The following is an 18,502-nucleotide window of genomic DNA, read 5'->3' as shown; positions in this document are numbered from 1 at the left end:
ACGCATAGTACCTATTTCAAGGAGAACAGCATGGCAGTTGTCTATACCGCATTCTGCACCGACATCATCCACGAGGGACACCTGAACATCATCAGGAATGCCCAGCGGTATGGCGAGGTCGTCCTGGGAGCCCTCAGCGACAAGGCGCTCATTCGCTACAACAAGTTCCCAACCATCTCCCAGGACGAGAGGATACGGCTCTACGAGTCCCTTGAGGGCGTCTCCCGGGTCATCGTCCAGGACGACTATCTCTACGACGCCGTCATCGAACAGCTCAGGCCCGATTACGTCATCCACGGTGACAACTGGCAGAGCGGCCCTGAAAGCGTCATTCGCGCCAACGTCCTTGATCTCCTCTCCCGCTTTGGAGGCGAACTGATCGAGGTCCCCTACACTAGAAGCGAGGAAGCACGCAAGATTGACCAACAACTCCGCGAGAAGCTGGCCATGCCCGAGTACCGCCGCCGCCGCCTGAGGCAGCTGCTCGAGATCTCCCCCACTGTCAAGGTCATCGAGGCCCATGACGGACTCACGGGTCTCATCGCCGAGAAGACGGTCGTCGACCATGACAACAGGCTCGATCAGTTCGACGGCATGTGGGTAAGCTCGCTCTGCGACAGCACCGAGCGCGGCAAGCCTGACATCGAACTCGTCGACATGTCCGCACGCCTACGCACGATAGACGACATCATGGAGGTCACCACCAAGCCAATCATCCTCGATGGTGACACGGGTGGGCTGACCGAGCACTTCGTGTACAACGTCCGCACCCTTGAGCGTATGGGCGTCTCCGCCGTCATCATCGAGGACAAGACGGGTCTGAAGAAGAACTCCCTCTTCGGCACCGAGGTCAAGCAGACCCAGGCTCCCATCGACGAATTCTGTGCCAAAATCGCAGCTGGCAAGAAGGTCCAGCTCACCGATGACTTCATGATCATCGCGCGTATCGAAAGCCTGATTCTTGAGCGTGGCATGGAAGATGCGCTCACCCGTGCCTTCGCGTTCAGGGATGCCGGGGCGGATGGCATCATGATCCACAGTCGCAAGAAGGATCCCTCCGAGATCTACGAGTTCTGCGACCGCTTCCGCGCACAGGACAGCAAGACGCCCATCGTCGTCGTGCCGACCTCTTTTAACGGCGAGACCGAGGAGGAGCTCTCGGCCCATGGCATCAACATCGTGATCTACGCCAACCAGCTGATTCGAGCCGCATTCCCCGCCATGCAGGAAACTGCGCGCGGCATTCTGAAGGCCCACCGCGCGCTCGAGGTCGACGAGCAGCTTATGCCCTTCAAGGAAATCATCACCCTCATCGACGAGCTATAGGGTACGGCTCGTGTCACAGGCGCAGGCGATAGTGATGGCGGCGGGGCTTGGGACGCGTATGGCCCCGCTTACACAGATGACCCCAAAGCCATTGATACGCGTCAATGGCACCCCCATGATAGAGTCGGTGATCAATGCGCTCGAGGCAGCGGGCGTCGCGTGCATCTACGTCGTAGTGGGATATCTCAAGGATCAGTTCCGCTACCTTGAGGAACGCTATGGGCCGGTCAAGCTCATCGAAAACCCTGAGTACCTTTCGAAGAATAACATCTCTTCGATATACGCTGCCATCGAGGTGCTGGAGCAAGGAGACGCCTTCATATGCGAGGCCGACCTGGTCGTCTCCGAGTCGGGGATATTTTCCGATCTCCCCTCGAAATCGTGCTATTTCGGTCGCATGACAGAGGGCTATACGGACGACTGGGCCTTCGACCTTGACACGACCGGACGCATAACGAGGGTTGGCAAGGGCGCGGTCAACAGTTACGCCATGGTCGGCATCTCGTTCTTTAAGGGCGGGGACGCAGCCCACCTCGCCCGCTGTATACGCTCCGCGTATACGCAGGAGGGCCACGAGCGGCTCTTCTGGGATGACATAGTGAACCAGCACATCGACGAGTTCGATCTCAGAATCCGCCCTGTCCTCGAGGGCCAGGTCGTCGAACTCGATACCATTGAGGAGCTTGCCGCATTTGACCCAAGCTACTCTGATCAGTTGAGGAGCAACATCGATGAAGGTTAAAGCTTTCGTAGACGCCCTGGGTGCCGATTTCTACACTGGCGTCCCCGATTCGCAGCTGAAGCCCCTGTGCAATTACCTTATGCACGAGTATGGCATTGATCCGCAGCATCACATCATCGCCGCAAACGAGGGCAACTGCTGCGCCCTTGCCGCCGGCTACCACCTTGCCACTGGCAAGGTTCCCGTCGTGTACATGCAAAACAGCGGCGAGGGCAACATCATCAATCCTCTTGCATCACTGCTCAATGAGAAAGTGTACGCCATCCCCACCATCTTCGTAATAGGTTGGCGCGGCGAACCGGGCATACACGACGAGCCTCAGCATGTCTACCAGGGAGAGGTAACCCTTAGACTCCTAGACGACATGGGCGTGCGTCACTTCGTCATCGACAAGCAGACCACCGAGGATGAGCTCAAGGCCTCCATGACCGAGTTTAAGCGGTTGTTAGGCGAGGGACACGACATCGCCTTTGTTATCCGAAAGGGAGCTCTTTCTTTTTCTGGCGATGTGAGGTATGCAAACGACAACTCTCTTGTGCGTGAGGAGATCATCCGGCACATCACGCTGGCCTCGGACGATGACCCCATCGTCTCCACCACCGGAAAGGCGAGCCGCGAGCTCTTCGAGATCCGTGAAAGCGCAGGTCAAGGACACAAGCGAGACTTCCTCACTGTCGGGTCAATGGGACATGCCTCGTCCATCGCGCTAGGAATCGCCCTTCACAAGCCTAACCAGCGCATCTGGTGCATAGACGGAGATGGCGCGGCTCTCATGCACATGGGCGCCATAGCCATCATTGGGTCGCAGGCCCCCCAGAACCTCGTCCATGTAATCATCAACAACGCAGCGCACGAGACGGTCGGCGGCATGCCGACGGCAGCGGGTGCGATTGACTTGGTGGGCATCGCCCAATCATGCGGGTACAGTAGTTCTATCTGCGTCTCAGACCTTGACGAACTTGACGCCGCCCTAAGGCAAGCAAAGTCCCAGACGGGTCCCTCCCTCATTGAGGTGCGCAGCTCCATAGGTGCCCGTGACAACCTGGGCCGGCCTACCACCACTGCCCTCGAGAACAAGCGCAACTTCATGCGTTACCTCGAGACGCTCTAGCGTCATCCGTCGCAGACGATACCAAGCTTCGGGAGTCCTATGAGAGAATATGATGCGGAAACCCTTCGCCATGTGCAGCAGTGCGAGTTGAAAATCCTCAAGGACGTAGCTCGTATCTGTGACGGGCAAGGCCTCACATACTTCGGTCTTGCAGGAACGGGCATCGGAGCTATTCGGCACAAGGGCTTTATCCCCTGGGATGATGATATCGACATCGGCATGCCTGCACGTGACCTCGAGCAACTCGTCAAGATCATTCGCGAGGAGCATGCCGGCACCTATGACGTCATTAATGCCGACATAGACAGCAACTACCCGCTCGCCACGACACGCATCATGCTCAAGGGAACGCAGTTCTGCGAGGAGACCCTCTCAGAGCTGCCTCTAGACCTTGGGATTTTTCTTGACATGTATGCCTTCGACAATGTCGCGGATGACGAAAACGCGTACCGAAAGCAAGCTTGGGATGCCTGGTTCTGGGCACACATTCGCATTCTCATAAGCGTCTCCCATCCTGTTATACAGGTTAGAGGATGGAGGGGGTTGCTCCTGCGCTTTGCCTGTGCGGGCGCACATGCCTTTGCAAGGATTCTACGCATATCGCCTGAGTTCGCCTATCGCAAGGAGCGCGAGGCGCGCAGGCGCTACGCTAACGAGGCGACGAGCCGCATCGGATACCTGTGCGACACGAACCGCTTCACCCAGACATATGCATGGGATGACATCAAGCCCTTTCTCGATCTCGACTTCGAGGATATGAAGCTGCACTTCCCACGGGAGATCGACGCGATGCTCAGGGAGATGTTTGGCGACTACATGCAGCTTCCTCCCGTCGAAAAGCGCAAGAACCATTTCCCTGCCCGCCTGGACTTCGGAGCATACTAGCGGTCGACTGCACGTCAGCAAAGCCGCCTCAAAACATCGCTGCTCCTTCCTAAGGAAGGAGCAGCATTCTCTCTAGCGATAGGTCACGCTGGGAAGCCCTACGAAGAGCTTAAGTAAAAGCGGGTGAGTAGCCAGCGCAGGGTCAGCCTGCGGCCATAGCGACAGCGAAAGAAGCGCCATGCCGCCCTCTTCCGCGAGAGCAATGGCGCCTGCGGACATCGGAACAAATTCGCCGCGAGAGACCTGTCCGCCTCGGTACCAAGCTGACCCAGAGAGTCCTCACTGAAGAAGTGACGCAGTATCCCCGAAAGGCGCTGGGCAATGACCGCAAAATCATCCTGAGGAGCCCTGAGCATGTCAGTCAGAACAAAATCCAAGCCCCAGGAAAGCATCAGAGGGCAGTACTGTTCGAGGATGCCCAAGCGCTCCCAGTCGGCGTAGACGCACTCCACGACACACGCATGCTCAAGCATCTTGCTGCGAAGGTCCTTGTACCTCTGGTCCATAAGAGAGCCAGGACGCTGAACCCTATACTCATAGAGTATCTTCGAGCTGAACACCGTATGTGACGAACGAGGATACACCGCAAAGCAAAACGCCTGGTCTTCGCCAAAGTGGAGGCTCTCGTCGAAACGAAGTTCATGTTCGGCAAGGAAGCCCGCCTTAAACGCCATGCGCCACACGAAGGGCCGTGACGCCTCCTTGAAGAGGATGTCGATGGAGAAGCCAAGGTAATCGACATCCCTCGAACTGAGCGCATCATCAAGCCACAGGGGGCCTGGACTGGCAGAAATGTAGGTGGCGCTAAAGGTCAGCACGTCGGCGCCTGTGGAAGAGAGGATCGCATGAATCTCCTCGCATGCATGGGGGAGGAAGCGATCGTCAGGATCCAAGAAGCAGACAAACTCACCTGTGGCAGCTTCGATACCAGCATTGCGCGCAGCGGAAACGCCAGCGTTACCCTGATGTATGACCCTCACGCGACCGTCACGCTCAGCCCACTGTCGCAATTTCTCCCTTGACCCATCCGTCGATCCGTCGTTCACGCAGACGATCTCTATGTCCTGGTAGGTCTGGGCCACGAGAGATTCCAGGCACCCATCGAGGTAGTTCTCCACGTTATAGACGGGAACTATGACCGAAATCTTACCCATGGCGTAAGCCACTAACCCTTTCGAAGCTTAAGCTTGGCAAGTTCGACAACAGTAGCAATACCTCCGGCAGCCCAAAAGTTCCTCAGAGTCCGCAACTTGCTGGAGCTTGCCCTGGAGGAGCACAGGGCAGCGTAGAGTTCTTTCTTGTACAGGACCTGCCTCAGACTGGCCACCTGAACCGGGTCGAAGTATTGGCATCGCCAAAGCTCACCATCTTTTGCATAGCTCCCGTCCAGGACGCCTGCCGGGATACTCCCCCTGTCGACCTCGCCACGCATCTCAAGCGAGAACCTATCCAGAAACTCCTGCTTGAACTCAACCGCCAGACGCTCATAGTTCCATGCATAGTTCAAGAACTTCACGTACGCACGCACTGGATCGAGCTCTTGGCGAAACTCGGGCCTCTCTTCATCCAGGAAACGCTGTATCTCCGCATGCTCGTCACAAACGCAGTACACCTTGCCTTGAGAGTTAACGGATGACTGCTCGTTGTCCTGACGGTAATGCAGGAACGCTCTTCCGGAATATCGTACCCTTTCAGCACACGAGAAGGCCTTGAAAGTGAAGCTCGAATCCTGGTATGAGGCGCCGGGAGTGGAGAGGAAGCGGACGTTGTTCTCGTCCAAGAAGCTCTTGAGGTAGAGTGCGGACCAAATTGACGGCTTCTTCCAGAAGATGTCCGGATAGTTCCTTGGTGCATGCACGCCAAGGTTCACCATCTCCGGAGTGGCCAAAGCAAAGTAGACATCGTTTCGGTATGAGCGCTCTGGCCTTTCTTCGGACCAGTACAGCCAGAAGTTGCATTTGAGCACCTCAAGCTGGTCTGACTCAGCCTCGCCCACCATATGCTCGATAGCATCGGAGTCGAGAAAGTCATCTGACTCAAGGATGGAAATGTATTTGCCCTGTGCGGCCTCAAGTCCCTTGTTCATTGAATCGCCGTAACCACTGTTTGGCTTGTCGATTAGCTTGAAGCGCGAATCGGAACTCGTATAAGAGTCAATGATGGTACGTGAGCCGTCTGTAGAGCCATCATTTATACAAAGCACCTCTATGTTGCGATAGCTCTGGTCCCTCAGGGAACTTAGGCACCGATCGAGGTATTTTTCGACATTGAAGATGGGAACCAGGATGCTGACAAGCGCTTTGTCCATACTGTTCACGTTAATCTCCGAAAAAATTGAAGCGAGCACAGACGCACCATCATGGGACAGACGCAAGCCTAATGCCCCATTTCCCAAAGGTGCTTCCACATCTTAGCAGATACCACCAGAATGGCGCACTATACTGGCCTTCTAAACAGACTGCATACCCTGGAGGCTTCGTGAAATCACAGAAGGAAACGGGAGACCCACAGTCCCTACGTAGCAAAGAAGCCCTAGGAGGCAGGGCGAGGGCATACGAGTTCGATGCCATACGATTCGTTGCAACGCTGTTCGTAGTTGCCGTGCACTCCCTCGTCGTCATTGGACCGCAGGCAGGAGGGGCGGCCCAATGGTACCGCCTGAGCGCGCAGACCCTCTTTTTCACTGGGAATGCGCTGTTCTTCCTCATGTCCGGTCACTTCAACCTGCGTCCTCCCCGGGAGGGGGACTCGATCTGGAAGTTCTATAGCTCCAAGCTGCGCAACATCGTACTCCCCACTCTGCTTGTTTTTTTGGGCAGGTCCCTTCTTGACTGGCACGCTGGCGACGGCTCTACTTCCTTTGTTCGACTCTTCGCACACAACCTGCTCTCAGCCCAGGGATACGCCAGCATCGAATACTGGTTTATCTATGCGTTATTCGGATACCTCCTCGTCTCCCCCTTCGTTCGTCGGATCTTTCCGGGGCTTTCCCCTACGGAGCGCAGAACATTTCTTGCCCTAGGGCTTGCCTACCAGACCTACGCGACCATCTTCGCCAACCTCGGACGCGAGGTGGTCTTCTCTTTGCCCATCAGCGGGTTCTTCTTCGTATACTGTCTCGGGTCATTTATCGACGAAGGGCTGGCAACGGATGTCCCCCGTCTCTGGCTCGCACCCCTCACGGTGATCTGTCTCGCACTTTCGGTACTTCTTATCCATCAAGGGTACGGGCAACATGCACAGGATACGTCACCCCTCTTTATTATTGCTACCCTAGGACTCTATGCCGACCTCATCAGGATATTTCGTAATAAGAGAACCAACGCCTTTGTGAGCCTGGTGGCCAGGCACTCCTTTTCCGTATATCTCGTTCACATGATCGTCCTCGTTCCCTTGTCGCAGCTTCCAGAGCTTCAAGGACTTACAGGTCTTTGGGCGATAGCGGGATCTATGTTCCTAACGCTTGCTGTTTTCGGGATCTCGCTCGGCCTGGCCATCACCCTTGACATGACGCTCATGAAAGCAGCGAAGGCAGCGTACGATTTCGCCTTTGCACGACGCTAGCAGGCTAATCCAACACGCGATATAGCCTCATGTCCCCCTCGGAAAGCATAAGGCTCAACCCGGGAGTGTCCTCGTGCACGTCAGCGATGCCCTGCCACAACTCAGGTTGGAAGCTGACTAGGAATTGCCTTGTGTCGCTCTCCTCATCCGTTGAATCAAGGATCAGCAGGTACTTTGCACCGATAGACGAGAATGCGCTACGAACCTCAGGGTCGTCGGCAAGATGTGACGCACGCTCGCGCACGACTTTGCTCTCAGTCGTTTCATCGGTTTTCCACTGGACGCCAAAAACACGGTAGTAGGTATTCAGCCCAAAGAGCCCATTCGCGAATACGGAGCCATCGTCTGGCATGTTGACGATGAGCGCATCCCCCGGAACAACGTTCTTAACGCGCTCTAGAAAGCACTTCTCCTCGTCATCAAGAACGTTGCTCGACACATCAAAGCTACGAGCCATGTCGCCTCTGAACCCACCAAAGCCCGTAGTGACATCCGTCACGCCTGGAAGTCGAAACGACGGCCATAGAATCGCCAGAACGACAAGGCCCGTGACAAGGGTCGGGGCGTAGCGCCTTGAGAATGACAAGGCGCGCGTGCTTCCCCGCCAATCAACCTGTGCGATACCAGCACGATGCTGGACAAAAACCATCACGCGGGCCAGTCCTGCGGACGCCAGGGGAATCACGGCCAAGACCACGGTCGCGGCCGTGCGATAGGGATCTTGGTACCAAAAGCCCGCAGCTATGGCCTTGAGGTTGTACTTACCGAAATCCGAGGAGAGGACGAGGTCCACCAGAAAGATGAACGACGCCAGAGCACACGAGGCAACGATCCAGGTCGCACGGTTCTCCCTGATGAGGGTAACAATACCCACAAACACAAGAAGACTCAGGAGAGGTTGCCCATAATCCCTCACGAAGCTTAGGGTAATCAGGTTCGTTACTGCCTGAGAGGGTCCGACGCAATAGTTCCAGGCGTTCGTCACTACGTTATGCAGGGGAGGCAAACAGGCGAAACCCACCCAAAGCGCGACGAGAACGCACGAGACCGAGATTGCCACCAGGTGCAGACGCAGGGAAAGCTTAGGAGAGCCAGACCATGCCTTCTTTGCAACCTGAACCGACAGCCAGACGCAGAAAGGTGCAAGAACGACTGCCGAGCTGAAGACTGCGCTGGGATGTGCCGCCGCACCCGAGACCAACGTGACCACAAAGCAAAGAGCGCTTGCAAGCCAAGGACTCCCCCCAAGCAGCCGGCGTCCAAGCAGGATGAAGGATCCGACAACCAGAGGGGACAGAGACATTCCAGCAAGGTTGGGGTTGAGAGATCCATACTCCACGAACATCCAGGGAAACGCGACGAAGAGCGGAGTTACGACGGCGGCAGCACGACAGAGAGTTCGGCTCCCACCAAACAAGACGTACGTCAAAAAACACATCGAGCTGGGAAATACTAAGGACAAAAGGGCAAAGTTAGCAGCATTCACCGCACAGGGAAGCGAGGTGCTCGTGACCGAATCAACTAGGGCAACGAGAATCGACCAACTTGCCGGATAGTAGCCAATAACATCTGCAACTGGAGCAACCTCGCCCGGCTGCCAGGCCCCCATCGAAAACGCGGAGTAGTTTCCCGTACGCAGGAACTGGGCGATCGCATTGAGGTGGAAGGCGTTGTCCCAATTCTGGGCAAAGGAGTCGGGGCCATCCAAAGGAAGCACAAAGACATACATGCCGACGGCGAGCGCCATCAGAAAGAAGGGAACGAGCGCCGGGATAGTAAGGCACGCGACCCCTTCACCCCGGCTCTCGTCGGCCCCCTCAGTGCCACGGACTCCCGCCCCAACACCATTGCCCAACAGGCGATGCCTAACGAAGACAGCCACGATACCAAGCATGAGGCATAGGGCTAGGGTCACCGGAACCATGGTGCGCCAACTGGCCCAAACTCCCAGGCGTTCGTAGGCAACTCCCAGGAGACAATATATGAGAAGAGATGCGGCGGGTGACAGGCAGAGGGAGGGAGCCGTACCGAATCCCAGCCCTCTAAAGAAGAAGAACCCGGGAACATATAGAAAAGCCCCAGCCAGCGCAAAACTCAGAAAAAATACAGGCCACATAGTCAACCAACCTTGGATCAGAGACACATGTCAGAACCGCACCTTACGAATGAGAATGGACCTCGGATAGCAATCACTCAAGTCCAGGGGACTCAGGAGGGGCCATGGCTGCCGAAGGGGCGCATCTCTTAGCCCGATACACCAACGCCGCCAGGAAGATGAGCGAGAGAATGAGCATCGACGTATCATAGAGCATACAAGCCCCCATCAGTCCGGCAGCCGCAATAAACGGGGTGGTCGCAAAGAATGAAAAAAGGGCCGCCGCGCCATACGCCACGATAACAAAGCGTTGCATGCGCATGGTCACCACTGCATAGAATAGGATGACGCTCACCGCGTTGAGAAGGCCCCCTATCAAAAGGATCATGAGCTCGGGGCGCAGAGGCGTCACGTCAATTCCGTAGATTGCAGAGAGGATCTCCGTCCCTATCGGATAGGCAACCAGCATGGCAAGCAACGTGGCAGCGCAAATAACCATGAAACCCCTCACGATGATCGAGAAGAAAGCCTTCACGTCACCTTTCGTCCAATGCATCGCCAGATCGGTCAGCAGCGGCTTGAACACGAACCCGCTCAACAGGTTGATGACCAGGGAGGGCATGAAGATGATCGAGTAATAGGTCTGGTAGTCCTTAGTCATCAGGCCTTCTATCCCATACTTTGGAGCGTTGCTCAGGTAAGTCAGGAGAAAGGAGCCCACAAAAAGCGGCATGCAGGCCAGAAGCAGGCGAACGATGGGCTTCAGCTCGAACGTGGGGATGAGCGAAACGAACGAACGGGCAGGTAGGATGTCCATCAAGATGACCGTCACCAACGAGGCGACAAAGGATATGACACAAGCGGAGACGATGTCACGCGTCAGGATGACTCCTAGGGAAAATGTAACAATCGTCATCAAGCCCCTACAGAAGAACGCCTTGCCTGCCACGTCAAGTCTGCCATGCTGTTGAAACATCCCATGGAACACATCCTCGAAGGCATCGAACAACCTGAGGGAGGCGATGAGGAGAAGCACGGGGGCCTCGCGTCGCTCCGCCACAAAGATAGAATAGATAACGACGAGCAGAACCATCAGAGAGCATGTGAGGATTCGCGACGCGAAGTAAATGCCGAACGAAAACCTCTCTCTGGCATCAGTTGCCTGGTAGGCCCTCATCTCGAAATGCCCCACCACCTGAAACTGCTGAGCTATCGCAAAGGCTATCGAGAAAAGTCCACCCGCGTACGCCCCCAGGAAACGCGTGACGACAAGCAACATGAGAACGCTTGCACCCGCATTCACCAAAGACCCCAGGGTATTCCATAGATAGTCCTTGGCCATTTGCTCCGAGCATCGAGTGGAGTCTGACGCCTTCGTCGCAAGACCCTCGGTCATGCCCTCGCTCATGCAAAGTCCCCGAAGTCGAGCCTACCAGGATGGTGGTTCTTGCGATCGTTCTCGGGAGGCAGAGACATGTAGTCACCATAGCCTCGTCTCAGCAGCTTGTCATTCTCGTGGGGGAGCTTAATGGTCAGGTCTTCGAACGCATGCTCTTGCAAGGGGAACACGTCAGATCTGGTCACCGCCCAGGTCAAGGGCGTCCTGTCGGCATAGTCAGCATACAGCGTGCCTTCATTGGCTGGCTCGCCCTGGGCCATACGCGCAGCACGCTCCCACCTTTGATGAATGAACGCCGGCGAGAGGCGAACGACACGCATGCCCCAATGAGCAAGCTTGCAGGCAACCAGGACAAGGAGGCGGCGAACTCCTCCGAGGTTGACATGCGGGCTTGAGGTCGCCCTCAGGAAGGACAGGCGCCCCCATAACCAGGTGCGCCGAACCTGCCTGCGGTAGTCCCCCTCGTCCGCAGGAACCTGGTCGAGGGCGTATATGCCTATCCCAATGGGATACTGGAAGCGACAGCACATGAACTCGTCTGGAACACAATACGTCCCCTTAAGGGCCAAGTTCGCGTTGCAGGCAGGAAAAAACGGATCCGTATGCCAATCGACGATCTCGTACTCTGATGCGAGCGCCTCTGGGGCCTCCCTGAGGAAGCGCTCGTAGTCGCTGCGCAACATCGCAACGTCGACGTCATCATCCCAGGGAATGAAGCCGTCGTGACGCACGGCTCCGATGGCCGTACCACCATACGCGAAGTAGGGAATGTCCAGCTTGGCACAGACCCTATCGAACTCCCCCAGGATTCTCGTCGAAACAAGCTGAAGCTTGCGCAAGACCGCCGGATCCTCGTACTGCCTGTACTCCAATGAAATCACCTGTCCGCAGCGAAAGACACATCAGGGCTGCTCCGCTAGTTACATTTCACCCAAGCCCATATATTATAGGGTGGCACGATAGATAGGTCCGCACTCTCTTGGAAGATGAAGAATGTACACTCCCCCAGATCACTGCTTTGCAATCTGCGCCTACGGGGCTAGCCCCTACCTGGATGAATGCGTGCAGTCGCTTAGGCAGCAGACCGTTGCGACAAGGGTCATCCTCGTCACCTCGACCCCCAACCCCACCATAGAGCGTGCCTGCCAGCAGATAGGTTGCGAGATGCTCGTCAACGACGGTCCCGGAGGCATCGCCGGAGACTGGAACTTCGCCGTCAGAATGGCGAGCAGTCCCCTGGTCACCATTGCCCACCAGGATGACATATACCTTCCCGACTACGCCGAGAGCATGCTCCACATGCTGGGCTCCTCCCGGAACCCCCTGCTATACTTCACCAGCTATGGAGAGCTGAGGGAGGGCAAGCGCGTCTTCGACAACAGGAACCTACGCATCAAGCGACTCATGCTCAAGGCGCTGGAAAAACCTCGTAACGCCACGCGACGGTCGGTACGACGGCGCATCCTCTCCCTTGGATGTCCCATCTGCTGCCCCTCGGTAACGCTCATAACCTCGGCTTTCGAACAGCCTCTGTTCGCCAAGGACTTCAACTCTGACCTTGATTGGCAGGCATGGGAGAAGCTCTCGGCAGCCGATGGCAGCTTCGTGTACAACCCAAGGCCTCTCATGCTTCACCGCATCCATGAAGGGTCCGAGACCAGCCGTCTCATCCACGACAACAGCCGCAGCCGGGAGGACCTTGCCATGTTCAATAAGTTCTGGCCCTCTGGCGTCGCGGCCCTTATCAACCACTTGTATGAGCTTGGACAGTCCAGCAACGACCACTAGCGTCCGAGTCAGATGAAAGTGAGCATCCATTGGTGCCGCACCCGGAGCATGCCCAGAGAGCGACCCTGCATGACATCATGCATGGGCGCAACAACAACCTCAACCTTATCCGCTTCATTGCGGCACTAGGCGTCATCTGGTCTCACTCATACTCCCTGACGGGCGGAGCCAATGGCAGCGCATCTTTCCTTGACCGGCTGACCTCAGGAAGGCTCAGCATCGGTGGCATGGCCGTTGGCGTGTTTTTCCTCTATGGGGGCATTCTCATCTCCAAGAGCTGTGAGCGCCATGCTAGTGCCACGAAATTCTTCGCTGCTCGCATCAAAAGAATTTTTCCGCAGCTCGCTTTCGTCGTTCTGCTGTGCGCGCTTGTCTTCGGCCCCCTGCTGTCATCAAGCGATGTTGCCTCGTATTTCCAGAACGCCCAAACCTATCGCTATCTCCTCAACGCACTGCTCGTACCCGTCCACAGCCTGCCGGACGTGTTCGAGACAAACCCCTATCCCGCCGTCGTGAACGGTGCGTTGTGGACCCTGCCGGTTGAATTTGCCTGTTATGTGCTGTGCTATCTCACCTTCCGTATGACGTCCTTCAGGAAAGGGAGCGCAACCGCTCTCATTTGTGCCGCACTCGCTGCGGGAATCATCTTCCTCAGCCTGTCTCAGCTTATGGCGCTCAGCGTCGTCCGGGCCATTCTGGAGTTCTTCGTCGGCATGCTCGTCTGGGTATGGAGAGACGAGATCGTCGTCTCGCCCCCCATGGGGCTTGCGGCAATAGCCGCAACATGCCTCCTCTGCACATTGGGCCTAGACTTGCCGGCCATGCTCCTGACCTTCCCCTATGCCCTCATCTGGCTAGGATGGGGAACGAGGCACAAGGCGCAAAACTTCGCCCATGACATAGACCTGTCCTATGGAACTTACCTATGGGGCTTCCCGGTTCAGCAGACCCTCGTTTTCCTTTGGCCCATTCCGATGGGATGGTTGCTTAACACCGTCCTCGCATCCGCCATCGCCGTGCCGATGGGGCTTGCGAATCACCTCCTTGTAGATAAATGGCTGATGGGGCTTGCAGGAAGCTTCGTCGACAAGCGGAGGCGCTAGCCGTCAAGTACCATGGCATTGCCCGCACCCACGATGCGTGACGTCGGGAGAAGACCGGCGCAAGTATCTGAGCAGCTGCGCCGCACCTCACCCAAACCCACTCCCCCACACTTCCCTATAATGTGATGCGACTGTCTCTCCAAGGAGGAACCAATGGGCATTCGCACCCGCAGGGCTCACCTACATTCCCGCACCCATGTCTTCGGGTTCGGCGTCGCCGGCTTCTTCGGCTTTCTGGCGCTTCTTGTCACGGCCCTCTCGATATCGCTCGGCGCGCTCGTCACCCAGTGGCTGCAGGACCTGCCCGACTACTCCTCCGCAGACGCCTACCTGGTGGCAGAGCCCACGACGGTCTACGCATCCGACGGCTCGGTCATAGCGGAGTACTACCTGCAGAACCGCAGGAGCGTGGAGCTCGACGCCATCTCGCCCTACGTGCGCCAGGCCACCGTGGACATCGAGGACAGGCGCTTCTACCAGCACAACGGCGTCGACCCGCAGGGCATCGTGCGTGCCGTCTTCGTGCAGCTCGCCGGTGGCTCCGAGGGCGCCTCAACCATCACCCAGCAGCTCGTGAGGAACACCGTCCTCTCCGACGAGCAGTTCGAGCAGAGCCTCAAGCGCAAGGTGCGCGAGGCCTACATCGCCATCCAGATGGAGAAGATGTACACCAAGGACCAGATCCTCAACATGTACCTCAACACCATCTACTACGGTCACGGCGCCTATGGCATCGAGGCCGCCTCGATGACCTACTTCAACAAGCATGCGAGCGACCTCACGCTGGCCGAGGCTGCGACGCTCTCGGGCCTGCCGCAGTCCCCCTCCGCCTACGACCCGTTCTCCAACCCCGGCGCTGCCACCACCCGCCGCAACCTCGTCCTGGACTGGATGCTCTCCGAGGGCGACATCACCCAGGAGGAGCACGACGCCGCCACGGCCGAGGACCTGACGCTCGACGAGGGTTCCTTCTCGGACAGCATCGGCAGCTACCCCTACTTCTCCGACTACGTGAAGCAGCTCCTCCTCGAGGACTTCGACCAGGACACCATCATGCAGGGCGGCCTGAAGGTCTACACCACCATCGACCCCGGCACCCAGTCCGCGGCGGAGAGCGCGGTGGCCCAGCGCCTCGACGAGATCGGCAACGACGAGCTCCAGGCGGCGCTCGTCGCCGTGGACCCCTCGACGGGCTACATCAAGGCGATGGTCGGCGGCAAGAGCTATGCCGAGAGCCAGTTCAACCTGGCGACCCAGGCCTACCGCCAGCCGGGCTCGAGTTTCAAGCTCTTCACCCTCGTCGCGGCGCTCCAGGAGGGGATGAGCCCCGGCGTCTCCATCAACTGCAACTCGCCCATGCAGTTCTCGCCCACCTGGAAGGTCCAAAACTTCGGCAACTCGAGCTACGGCAACATCAGCCTGGCAAACGCGTTCGCCGTCTCCTCGAACACGGGCTTCGTCCAGGTCATCCAGGCCATAGGTGCCGACAAGGTCGTCAGCATGGCCCACACGCTGGGCGTGGACGTGGACATCCCCGCCTATGACTCGATCACGCTGGGCACCGAGGGCGTCCCCGTGGTCCAGATGGCCGAGTCGTACGCGACGATCGCCTCCGGTGGCGTGCACCGCGACGCCATCGCCATCACCAAGATCGAGGATCGCAACGGCAACACCGTCTACGAGCACGCGGACTCCCCCACCCAGGCCGTCTCCTCCGCCGTGGCCTCCGCCGCCCTCGACGTGATGGAGGGCGTCTGCAGGGGATCGGGCACCGCGAACTCGCTCCAGTCGCTCGTGAGCGTCGACCAGCCCCTCGCAGGCAAGACCGGCACCTCTGAGAACTACCGTGACCTCTGGTTCTGCGGCGTGACTCCGCAGCTTTCCGTCGCCGTCTGGTGCGGCTACAGCGAGGAGAGCCCCGTCCACGTCTACGGGTCGAACGGTCACCCCTACAACACGTCGGTCCCCATCTTCGCCTACTTCATCAACCAGGCGCTTGCCGGCACACCGCGCGGCGAGTTCCCGACCACGGACGAGTCGCCCCAGTACCGGTCGAACGGCAGCTGGAAGTTCAAGGGCGGCACCGCCTCCGACTCCAAGACGAAGACCAGGAGCACCTCCGACGACGCAAACGAGACCACCACGGAGGTCACGACGACCACCACGACCGAGACGACCGCGCCCACCGAGACGACGGACAACGGCGGCGGCGGCAACAGCAACGACAACGGCGGGAACAACGGCGGCGGCAACGACAACGGCGGGGAGCAGCCCGAGCCGCCCGCGGACAACGGAGGCGGCGGTGCCGAGAACGGTGGAGCGAACCCCTAGGCCTGCCCCTCGTCCCCGCTCGATGCCAAGGGACCGGAGCCCGAAGGACGGGCTCCGGTCCCTTTGTGTCTATGCGCGACTACAGTGCAACGTCTCCCGAGAAGCCTGGTGACACGAAGTCTGGCACCGTTTGCAGAAGCCCGGCCACTTGCGGAAAGTATGGCTACTTGCGGGTGTCACGCAGCTTGTTGACGAGGTTGACGAGGTCCTGCGCGGCTTCTACGCCGCCAGACACGACCAGGACCGTGTCGTTGCCTGCCACGGACCCCTTCACCTCGGGCAGCGAGGCCGCATCGACGGCCGCGGCCACGCCGGGGGCCGTGCCCGGCTGGGACTTGATGACGACGAGGTTGTCGGCACGCTCGACGCTGTCCACGAACTCCGAGACCATGCGCTGCAGGTGGAGATCCTCGGCCAGGACGTAGATACCCTCGGAGAGCTTGCGCAGGCCCATGTCGGCGATGTCGCGCGAGACGGTGGCCTGGGTGCAGTTGAAGCCGATGGACCGGAGCTCGTCGACAAGCGTGCGTTGGGTGCGGATGGACTTCCCGCGGACGATGTCCCTGATCGCATCCTGCCGATTGTTGCGCCTCTTGACCATCTCTGCCTCCGCATCGAGCAAAATAGGAATACCTGCATGCGTCACGCCCTATTTGCGCGACCACGTATCAAGCTACGGCAGCGATAAATAGGCGTCAAGGAGTATTGATTAAAACGGCGAAAGGAGCCGGTGTGCGTCAAGACTAGGAAAAGTTCAGGCCTCCGAGGATTCTCCTGCATCCAGCCACTTCTTCCTGCTGGCGAAGCCCCACACCATCACCACCGCAGTAGCGAAGGCCTTCGCAGGGGTGATCACCCTCTTCTGACGGCCGCTCCCCTACTTTGGGCTTACCTGATGCGTGACTTGCAATAGTATGGAGCGTGCGTGGTCCTGAAGGATGCATAACCCTAGGGGGAACACTCCATGCCCTACTCCGACAATGGCTATCGCCCCTCTCGTAACAGCTCCTCACGTGGCGGAAGGCCCGACGTGCGTTCGGAGCGCCCGGGAGACGGGCGTCGCAGCTCGTCAAGCCGTCCGATGCAGGCCGGCTACGGCAGCGACTCGCGTCGACAGCGCAACCTGCCCTACAAGAGCCGCCGCAACGCGCGGACCATGCTGGGGAGCGATGCCGGTCTCAACGTCCGCCGCAGCTACGGGGGGCGGGGTGCCCAGCGCAGGGGCGCTTTCCTGTCACGCTACGACCTCAACGGGCGCTCGATCGCCATTCTCTGCGTGGGCCTCCTGGGACTGCTGCTGGTGTTGTTCCTGGTTGGCAGCTGTGTCCGTGGCTGCAGCCCCTCCCAGCCGGAGCAGACGGGAGACCAGAAGGCCGTGAACTCCTACGACTCCCGTGTCTCGTCAGGCGCGTCTGAGCACCTGACGAACGAGTTCACACCGCAGCTGAACCGCTCCGAGAAGTTGGCCTGGATCGCCCAGAACGCCGACAGATACGCCGACGAGCGTCTGCCCGAGCTGGCCCTCCTCGAGCCCGAGGCCACCGACTTCGTGGCATCCGTGCCAGACAGCGACAAGAAGTCCGCCGACTACACGGACTCCAACGAGGTCGGTACGTACCCCTTGGTCTACAACTGGGACGCGCGCTGGGGCTACGTGGAGTATGCGGGAAGCAACGTCGGCGTGAACGGCTCGGGCCTCGCGGCGCTCTTCATGGCGCGCGCCGGCCTGACGGGCAAGACCGACCTCACGCCCGCAAGCCTCGCAGCCGATGCCACGAGCGGTGGTTACACGGACGAGACCCTGGGGACGGCTGCGTCCTTCTTCACGGGGAAGGCGGCCGACTACGGCGTGGCCGTCAAGGAGTACACCCCCTCGGGGGACAACCTCAAGACCATCCTCTCCGAGGGCAGCACCTCCATCGCCCTGGTCCAGCTGAAGGCGAACTTCACGACCCCCTATGCGCACTGGGCGCTGGTCGTGAGCCTGAACAGCGACGGCTCGGTCTCGCTCTACGACCCCGCGAGCGCCTCGGCGTCCATGCGTCCCTGGGCCGCCGGGACCATCGGGGCCAACTGTGACGGCATGTACCAGCTCACCAGGGGGGAAGGTGCCGTGGGTACGGGCGACAGCCCAGGCGGCACGACCACAAGCTAGGGC

15 protein-coding genes are annotated in these 18,502 nt (G+C 58.6%); 9 read left to right on the top strand and 6 right to left on the bottom strand.

Going from position 1 to position 18,502, the window contains the following annotated elements:
* Nucleotides 1-30: 30 nt before the first annotated feature.
* Genes aepX through OLSU_RS02920 form a run of 4 tightly spaced genes read left to right on the top strand, consistent with a single transcriptional unit; the run spans nt 31 to nt 4,064 of the window.
* Entirely contained in the window at nt 31-1,326 is a 1,296-nt protein-coding gene (aepX, locus tag OLSU_RS02935; protein ID WP_013251461.1) for a phosphoenolpyruvate mutase, read from the top strand.
* Between the two features lie 10 nt (nt 1,327-1,336).
* Entirely contained in the window at nt 1,337-2,068 is a 732-nt protein-coding gene (locus tag OLSU_RS02930; RefSeq protein WP_244851763.1) for an NTP transferase domain-containing protein, read from the top strand.
* Nucleotides 2,058-3,179 (top strand): phosphonopyruvate decarboxylase, encoded by a 1,122-nt coding sequence (gene aepY / locus OLSU_RS02925; protein WP_013251459.1) that lies wholly within the window; start codon nt 2,058-2,060, stop codon nt 3,177-3,179. Before OLSU_RS02930 ends, aepY begins: the two co-directional genes overlap by 11 nt.
* A 39-nt stretch (nt 3,180-3,218) precedes the next feature.
* Nucleotides 3,219-4,064, top strand: coding sequence for a LicD family protein (locus OLSU_RS02920; protein WP_013251458.1), 846 nt, complete (start codon nt 3,219-3,221; stop codon nt 4,062-4,064).
* Between the two features lie 98 nt (nt 4,065-4,162).
* Here the strand turns inward: OLSU_RS02920 and OLSU_RS09065 are convergent, their stop codons facing one another.
* Together OLSU_RS09065 and OLSU_RS02910 are read right to left on the bottom strand one after the other, a co-directional pair.
* The gene (locus OLSU_RS09065) at nt 4,163-5,218 is read right to left on the bottom strand and encodes a glycosyltransferase family 2 protein (protein WP_148219046.1); all 1,056 of its coding nucleotides are present in this window, start codon (nt 5,216-5,218) and stop codon (nt 4,163-4,165) included.
* Nucleotides 5,219-5,229: 11 nt separating this feature from the next.
* Nucleotides 5,230-6,372: a glycosyltransferase gene (locus OLSU_RS02910; protein WP_049765147.1), complete on the bottom strand. Its 1,143-nt coding sequence runs from the start codon at nt 6,370-6,372 to the stop codon at nt 5,230-5,232.
* Between the two features lie 170 nt (nt 6,373-6,542).
* On the opposite strand from OLSU_RS02910, the gene OLSU_RS02905 reads away from it, so the two are divergent.
* Entirely contained in the window at nt 6,543-7,628 is a 1,086-nt protein-coding gene (locus OLSU_RS02905; RefSeq protein WP_013251455.1) for an acyltransferase, read from the top strand.
* Between the two features lie 4 nt (nt 7,629-7,632).
* Here OLSU_RS02905 and OLSU_RS02900 read toward each other — a convergent pair whose 3' ends face one another.
* From OLSU_RS02900 to OLSU_RS02890, 3 genes are all read right to left on the bottom strand, one after another.
* Nucleotides 7,633-9,744 carry a DUF6541 family protein gene (locus tag OLSU_RS02900; RefSeq protein ID WP_013251454.1) on the bottom strand — a complete coding sequence of 704 codons (2,112 nt, stop codon included), beginning with the start codon at nt 9,742-9,744 and terminating at the stop codon, nt 7,633-7,635.
* A 73-nt stretch (nt 9,745-9,817) separates the two neighbouring features.
* The gene (locus OLSU_RS02895; protein WP_013251453.1) at nt 9,818-11,131 is read right to left on the bottom strand and encodes a lipopolysaccharide biosynthesis protein; all 1,314 of its coding nucleotides are present in this window, start codon (nt 11,129-11,131) and stop codon (nt 9,818-9,820) included.
* Nucleotides 11,128-12,003 carry a LicD family protein gene (locus OLSU_RS02890; RefSeq protein WP_269083693.1) on the bottom strand — a complete coding sequence of 292 codons (876 nt, stop codon included), beginning with the start codon at nt 12,001-12,003 and terminating at the stop codon, nt 11,128-11,130. Before OLSU_RS02890 ends, OLSU_RS02895 begins: the two co-directional genes overlap by 4 nt.
* A gap of 112 nt (nt 12,004-12,115) precedes the next feature.
* Here OLSU_RS02890 and OLSU_RS02885 point away from each other — a divergent pair, with 112 nt between their 5' ends.
* The 3 genes from OLSU_RS02885 to OLSU_RS02875 all read left to right on the top strand — a co-directional run bounded on the left by OLSU_RS02885 (nt 12,116) and on the right by OLSU_RS02875 (nt 16,344).
* Nucleotides 12,116-12,910, top strand: a complete 795-nt coding sequence (locus OLSU_RS02885; protein ID WP_013251451.1) for a glycosyltransferase family 2 protein — start codon at nt 12,116-12,118, stop codon at nt 12,908-12,910.
* Nucleotides 12,911-12,987: 77 nt separating this feature from the next.
* Nucleotides 12,988-14,013, top strand: coding sequence for an acyltransferase family protein (locus OLSU_RS02880; RefSeq protein WP_041549187.1), 1,026 nt, complete (start codon nt 12,988-12,990; stop codon nt 14,011-14,013).
* 153 nt (nt 14,014-14,166) lie between these two features.
* The gene (locus OLSU_RS02875) at nt 14,167-16,344 is read left to right on the top strand and encodes a transglycosylase domain-containing protein (protein ID WP_013251449.1); all 2,178 of its coding nucleotides are present in this window, start codon (nt 14,167-14,169) and stop codon (nt 16,342-16,344) included.
* Nucleotides 16,345-16,507: 163 nt separating this feature from the next.
* On the opposite strand, the gene OLSU_RS02870 is transcribed toward OLSU_RS02875, so the two are convergent.
* Entirely contained in the window at nt 16,508-16,945 is a 438-nt protein-coding gene (locus OLSU_RS02870) for an arginine repressor (RefSeq protein ID WP_013251448.1), read from the bottom strand.
* Between the two features lie 363 nt (nt 16,946-17,308).
* Between OLSU_RS02870 and OLSU_RS02865 the strand changes: the two genes are divergently transcribed.
* Nucleotides 17,309-18,499: a cysteine peptidase family C39 domain-containing protein gene (locus OLSU_RS02865; protein WP_013251447.1), complete on the top strand. Its 1,191-nt coding sequence runs from the start codon at nt 17,309-17,311 to the stop codon at nt 18,497-18,499.
* The last annotated feature ends 3 nt before the right edge of the window (nt 18,500-18,502 follow it).

The organism is Olsenella uli DSM 7084 (assembly GCF_000143845.1).
Lineage (GTDB): Bacteria > Actinomycetota > Coriobacteriia > Coriobacteriales > Atopobiaceae > Olsenella > Olsenella uli.
Note: the sequence above shows the minus strand (reverse complement) of the source record. Positions and strands in the feature narration are given on the sequence as shown.